Source organism: Prevotella pallens ATCC 700821, from assembly GCF_000220255.1.
Classification (GTDB): Bacteria; Bacteroidota; Bacteroidia; order Bacteroidales; family Bacteroidaceae; genus Prevotella; species Prevotella pallens.
Genome location: NZ_GL982513.1, coordinates 1254585 through 1260828, shown reverse-complemented (window position 1 = coordinate 1260828; position 6244 = coordinate 1254585). Strand labels below are relative to the sequence as shown.

Sequence of the window (6244 nt, the reverse complement as noted above, 5' to 3'; positions counted from 1 at the left end):
ATAGAGCTTGTCAGTACAAGCTTTATGCTGAAATATAGTTTTTAAGGAATGACTATATAGAAGTAAGGAAATATCAGAATAATTAAAGTCTCTTTTGATAGATTGGGAAGGATATACTAATGAAAAATATAAAAAAACACTGTACATTGGAAAGAAAAACAATACATAAAAATTTCCTTCTCGAAAATAAAATCCTGATTACTAATAACTTAAATTAGTTTATTGATATTCTCAATTGTATGATAGATATTTTCTGTTGGTTACTTTATTGTTTAATACTAACTTTGCAGCGTAAACAAATTAATAATAATATTAATCGGTATCCAACGATATAAATCAGAGGAACCTAAAACAGAATAATAAAAATATGGAGACAATTATCAATGCAATGGCTCCTGAATTTAAAGTTCAGGCTTTCCAAAATGGAGAATTCAAAACAGTATCAAACGAAGATATTAAAGGCAAGTGGGCTATTTTCTTCTTCTATCCAGCAGACTTCACATTCGTATGTCCTACCGAACTTGTAGACCTTGCAGATAAATACGAAGAATTTAAAAAAATGGGTGTTGAGGTTTTCTCAGTAAGTTGCGATACTCACTTTGTACACAAAGCATGGGCAGATGCTTCTGACAGTATCAAAAAGATTAAATACACTATGCTTGCAGACCCACTCGCAGTGCTAGCAAAAGGGTTCGGTGTTTATAAGGAAGATGAAGGCTTAGCATATCGTGGTACATTCCTCGTAGATCCAGAAGGTAAAATTAAATTGGCTGAGATTCAAGATAACTCTATCGGTCGTAATGCTGACGAGCTTGTTCGTAAAGTAAAAGCAGCACAATTTGTAGCCTCTCACCCTGGTGAAGTTTGCCCTGCAAAATGGAAAGAAGGTTCTGAGACCCTAAAACCAAGTATCGATCTTGTAGGTAAAATATAAGTAACACCACAGTAAAAGCCTTTTTCACTATACATAACATTATGATTTGTCTCTCACTCTCCTATCAAACCTCTTTTTAATAAAAGGTAAGATAGGAAAGTAAGAGACTTTTTTTAGCCACCTATAAAGCTTTTAGAAAATCTCTCATTAATTCTTTCTGTACCTTTTATAGTTGGACAAATTATTGCATTATATAACAAGAATATAGTAGGTTACAGGATTAGAGGTTAATAAAATGTCAATAGGAATACAGGAAGCAATAGAGAGTAATAGTATATAAAAAGATAATGACTCATAGGGGCTAATAATATTAAAGATTACAGCTCTATACGAAACAAAACGAATTCATAAGAAATAGAACTATGTTAGATAATAATATATTAAACCAAGTAAAAAGTATATTTGCATCGCTAAAATCGCAAATCACATTTGAAGTTATAGGTAATAAGAATGATGAAAAGAAAGATGAACAACTGGATTTTCTCAACAATATAGCTTCAACATCAGAAAAGTTATCTGTTAGTTTCACTGAAAAAGACAATACACAACTTTATTTTAGACTAGTAAAAGATGGTAACAATACTGGGATTTCTTTCCGTGGTCTACCAAATGGACACGAATTTTCTTCGTTTCTTCTGGCTATTCTCAACACAGATGGACAAGGCAAAAACTTCCCTGACGAAATAATACAACGCAGAATTAAGTTATTAAAGGGAAAAATAACACTGAAAACATACGTATCACTCACTTGCACTAACTGTCCTGACGTGGTTCAAGCACTCAACCTTATGGCACTTATCAATCCGAATATTACACATGAAATGGTTGATGGTGGCATTTATCAACAAGAAATAAACAACTTAAACATACAAGGAGTTCCTGCAGTGTATTGTAATGATGAGGCATTACACATAGGAAGAGGTGATCTCAGTATACTTTTACAAGAGTTGGAGGATATGGTAGGTAGCGAAGTTCCAGAAAACGAAGAAACTATAGAGTACGAATACGATGTAATTGTTATAGGTGGTGGCCCTGCTGGTGCATCGGCAGCTATATATTCTGCACGAAAAGGATTAAAAGTTGGATTGGTTGCAGAACGTATTGGCGGACAAGTAAATGATACCACAGACATTCAGAATCTTATTTCAGTACCTAATACAAATGGGACAAAGCTAGCTACTGACTTAAAAGTGCATCTCACAAACTATCCTATAGAGCTCTTCGAACATCGAAAGATAACAAAAGTAAATTTAAATGGGAAGATAAAAAGAATATATGTGAAAGGCGGAGAAATATTCAAAGCTCCAGCTATAATTATTGCAACGGGAGCAAATTGGCGTAGACTAAATGTTGGAGACGAAGCAAAATATATAGGGCATGGTATTCATTTCTGCCAACACTGCGATGGACCTTTCTATAAAGGAAAAAATATTGCAGTGATTGGAGGTGGAAACTCTGGTTTGGAAGCAGCTATAGATCTTGCTGGTATTTGCAATAAAGTTACAGTGTTTGAGTTCAGCGATACTCTTCGTGCCGATACTGTGTTACAAGAAAAGGCTAAGCAACTAAAAAATATAAGTATCTTTACGAATGCACAGACAACCAATGTAAAAGGCGATGGTATAAAATTAACTGCACTAACAGTTAAAAATAGATTGACAGAAGAAGAGAAAGATTACGAATTTGATGGCGTCTTCGTGCAAATTGGTCTTGCTCCAAATAGTGAACTTTTCAAAAACGAGTTAGAACTGACATCACGTAACGAAATTAAGGTTGATGAATCTTGTCGTACTAATATTCCGGGTATCTATGCAGCGGGAGATGTTTCTACTGTGCCATATAAGCAAATAATAATTGCAATGGGCGAAGGTGCGAAAGCTGCATTATCAGCGTTTGATGATCGTTTGCGCGGAATTATATAATGAAAAGTTAGATAAAACTTGAACAATATAGGCAAAAGAGATGAACAACTCTCATTTTCCTATATTGTTATACAACTATAGTTCTATAAATTAAGGCTATATCTGTTTGATAACACTTATCGACTAGATACAAAAAAAAGACTGTAAATTCTTATATGAGATTTACAGTCTTTTAGTTGTGAACAAAGATTAAGCTTCTGCAGGAGTCTCTGTTGCCTCAGGCTGAGTTGCTTCTGCTTCTGCAGCTTTCGCAGCATCTTCAGCTGCCTTTGCTGCAGCTTTCTTCTCTGCTACCTTCTTTGCAATAGCTTCATTAGCCTTTTTCTCATCTTCGAGATTCTTTACAGCACTTGCCTTCTTCTCATCAGCAGTCTTCTTTTCTAATGCTTCCTTAGAAGTATCTTTAACTTTCTTCCAAGCATCAAACTTCTGTTGACATACGGTTTCGTCAAATGCACCTTTCTTTACACCACCACGAAGATGTTTCATCATATAAACGCCTTCTGATTTCAGCAAGTTACGAACAGTATCGGTAGGTTGTGCACCTGTTTCTACCCAATACAGTGCGCGTTCGAAATTCAAATCTACTGTGGCTGGATTGGTATTTGGGTTGTAAGTTCCAATCTTTTCAGTAAATTTACCATCACGTGGTGCGCGAACGTCCGCAATTACAATTCTGTAAACGGCATAGCCTTTACGACCTCCGCGTTGCAATCTGATTTTTGTTGCCATAATTCTTTAATTTTATAATTAGGTTTGAATTTTATGCTATTATCTCGTAATAGCGACTGCAAATTTACAGCTTTCTTTTTAAGTATACAAACTATCAAGCTATTATATTATTCTTTCACAGTCTATTTATTTTATTTCTTATTTCTCAGTCTATTCCTGCAGCTTAATATTATCTTTGTAATATCCAGTTGATGGCAGTTATTTTTCCATTCTCTATTTGTGCTTTAATCGTATATTTGTTAGAACCCTTACCTCCTTCACGTACTATTTCTAAACGAGCAGGGATTGTTATCTTCTGCACTGTTGTTCCATCGTCAGACTTATCAGTCGTAGCATTTAAAACCGTGCCTAATTGCCATGTTATTTCCTTTACGTCTGCTTGATAAAGCTTTTCACGCATATATTTCGATACATCGGCTATTGTTGCCCCACCAGCACCAAGAAAATTAAATGAGCTTGCTGTTACTCCTTCTATTTTCGAGGTACTTTTGCTATTAAGTCCCTGCAGAAACTGACGTACAGCAGACACCGCAACTTTTTCTTCACTGGGAGTTGATGTATTATCGAGCATTATCTTCAACTTTTCATCTGCCTCCTTCACATGAATTCCTTTTGGATACTTCTCTCTATAGCCTAAATAGGCAGCCTCTGTATTCTGGTTTACAACTTCATTCCAATACAACTCTTCTACCCGCTTTAAAATTTCATTTTTATAGGGCGTATTAGGGTGAGTTTCAAGATATGCTTTATATGATGCAATTGTATTTTGTTGGATTACACGCCCCCACTCATCATTATTTTGTTGAGTTTGTTTCAATAAATCTCTAATACTATTAATATGTATTAGCGGAGCATTTGGATAATCTTCCAAATATTGTTCCATCACCTGACGATTGTTACTTTTTAATGCTATTTTATATTCCTCAGCTTCATGATTGTCATTACCTCGCTTATAGAAAAACAAGAGCACTGCACATATAACAAGCGCAATTAGTAAAGATACAAAAAGTGGAGTATGATTATTATTCTTTGATTCTGGTTTTACAATCATATCATCGGTAGATACTTCGGCATCACTAGATGGAGATTCTATAGTTAAAGTATCTTGCGTAGGTGTGCCATCTAAACGAGGTTCTTCTTCGATTGATTCAGCAGACACTACTAACTCAACTGACGATGTTTCTGCCTCAGAATAATCTCCATTATTCTGAGAGTCGTCTTTTACAGGTTCCGTCTTTACATCATCTTCGTTTACACTGTTGTCTGTAGACACCGAGTGATGACAATTGGGACAAACTGCATCTTCCTTTAAGTAAATTTCTCCACAGTAGGAACATTTTATAAGATGTCCTGCAATCTCTACTCCACAACTTGGACATATTGGAGCTTTATCGCTGACTTGATGTCCACATTCTGGACATTTTATTATCATTGCTACTTTTTAATTTTAAAGTTATGACTTTGATAGTAATCGACCATTATTTTTGCCGATTTATCCATTTACTAATAATAATGTATATTCGTCTTACGCCGTGGAAATCTAATTTCACGCATACTATGTCGGCCCATTAACCTACTTTTATCAACATAGCCTCGAACTCCATTAATATACCCCTTACCAGTATATTGCCATGCAAATATATCACGACCGTCATTCAATACTGGCTCACGAGAAGTATACTGCGCAATAAACAGTTTATATCCGGTTAATGAACCCATAAGATGACGATTATAGAAATTTGTATAAGTATAAACCAATGGGCGAACACCATATTCTTTTGTCATTAAATCTAAGAACTTCAGTAGACTATCTTGTAAAGCATAATCACTCAATCCACCAGTAGTCTCGATATCCACCATTGGTATTAAATCCTGATCTTGGGGTCTACACTGTGCACGAAAGTTTTGTAGCTGTTCCATTTGCGACACTTGTGGACGGTAGAAATGATAAGATCCAACATTCATTCCATTACGTTTGGCAGCTTGTATATTTTCATAATACCGTTGATCTATTAACGAGCTGCCTTCTGTCGCCTTCAAATATACATAATTCAATTTGTGATTACTATTCGTTGCTACAGTCTCCCACCATACATCTCCTTGATAATGACTCATATCTAAACCGTGGACATGATCGCACGTATCTTCACATTGTATGTTATATTGTGCCTTTATCCCTAAAAGCGAAAACATCCATAAAACAACAAATATATATATCTTTTTGCTCATAGTTGCAAAGTTACTATTTATAATTGATATGTAGAAATAGTACATCTTTTTATTAATCGTTTCCTTATATTTTTAGTATTCTTTTACACGTGCATATACCAAAACTGATATTGCTTCTTACTACTCATAGCTTTTCTAAACGACTATAATTTACAAGAGAAAACAACGCTTATTAATCATATTCTAAGTTCATTTAAAATATAGAACGATAGAATCTTATATCTAATAATCAATAATTCTTGTTAGTTATATTCTTATTGTACTCCTATAGAAAATAAGTAGAGAAAATCACAAACAGAGTCTACGGGTATTCTCTGATGTGTTGTAAAACCACCCAGACATAAGTTACTCCTATTTCAGATATCTATCACACTTGTCTTAGATATCTATCACGCTCGTCTTAGATATCTACTATTTTTAGATTAGA

Annotated in this window: 5 protein-coding genes; 2 read left to right on the top strand and 3 right to left on the bottom strand. The window is 34.7% G+C overall.

Annotation, left to right across the window (positions count from 1 at the left end):
• Positions 1 to 367 precede the first annotated feature (367 nt).
• Positions 368 to 934, top strand: a complete 567-nt coding sequence (gene ahpC, locus HMPREF9144_RS04820; protein WP_006044767.1) for an alkyl hydroperoxide reductase subunit C — start codon at positions 368 to 370, stop codon at positions 932 to 934.
• Between the two features lie 362 nt (positions 935 to 1296).
• A complete protein-coding gene (ahpF, locus tag HMPREF9144_RS04815) occupies positions 1297 to 2856 on the top strand; it encodes an alkyl hydroperoxide reductase subunit F (RefSeq protein WP_006044766.1) in 1560 nt (519 codons plus the stop codon).
• A gap of 189 nt (positions 2857 to 3045) precedes the next feature.
• On the opposite strand, the gene HMPREF9144_RS04810 is transcribed toward ahpF, so the two are convergent.
• The 3 genes from HMPREF9144_RS04810 to HMPREF9144_RS04800 all read right to left on the bottom strand — a co-directional run bounded on the left by HMPREF9144_RS04810 (position 3046) and on the right by HMPREF9144_RS04800 (position 5817).
• A complete protein-coding gene (locus HMPREF9144_RS04810; protein ID WP_006044765.1) occupies positions 3046 to 3588 on the bottom strand; it encodes a 30S ribosomal protein S16 in 543 nt (180 codons plus the stop codon).
• A 169-nt stretch (positions 3589 to 3757) separates the two neighbouring features.
• Positions 3758 to 5020 carry a zinc ribbon domain-containing protein gene (locus HMPREF9144_RS04805; protein ID WP_006044764.1) on the bottom strand — a complete coding sequence of 421 codons (1263 nt, stop codon included), beginning with the start codon at positions 5018 to 5020 and terminating at the stop codon, positions 3758 to 3760.
• A gap of 71 nt (positions 5021 to 5091) precedes the next feature.
• Positions 5092 to 5817: a glycoside hydrolase family 25 protein gene (locus HMPREF9144_RS04800; RefSeq protein WP_006044763.1), complete on the bottom strand. Its 726-nt coding sequence runs from the start codon at positions 5815 to 5817 to the stop codon at positions 5092 to 5094.
• Positions 5818 to 6244: the final 427 nt, after the last annotated feature.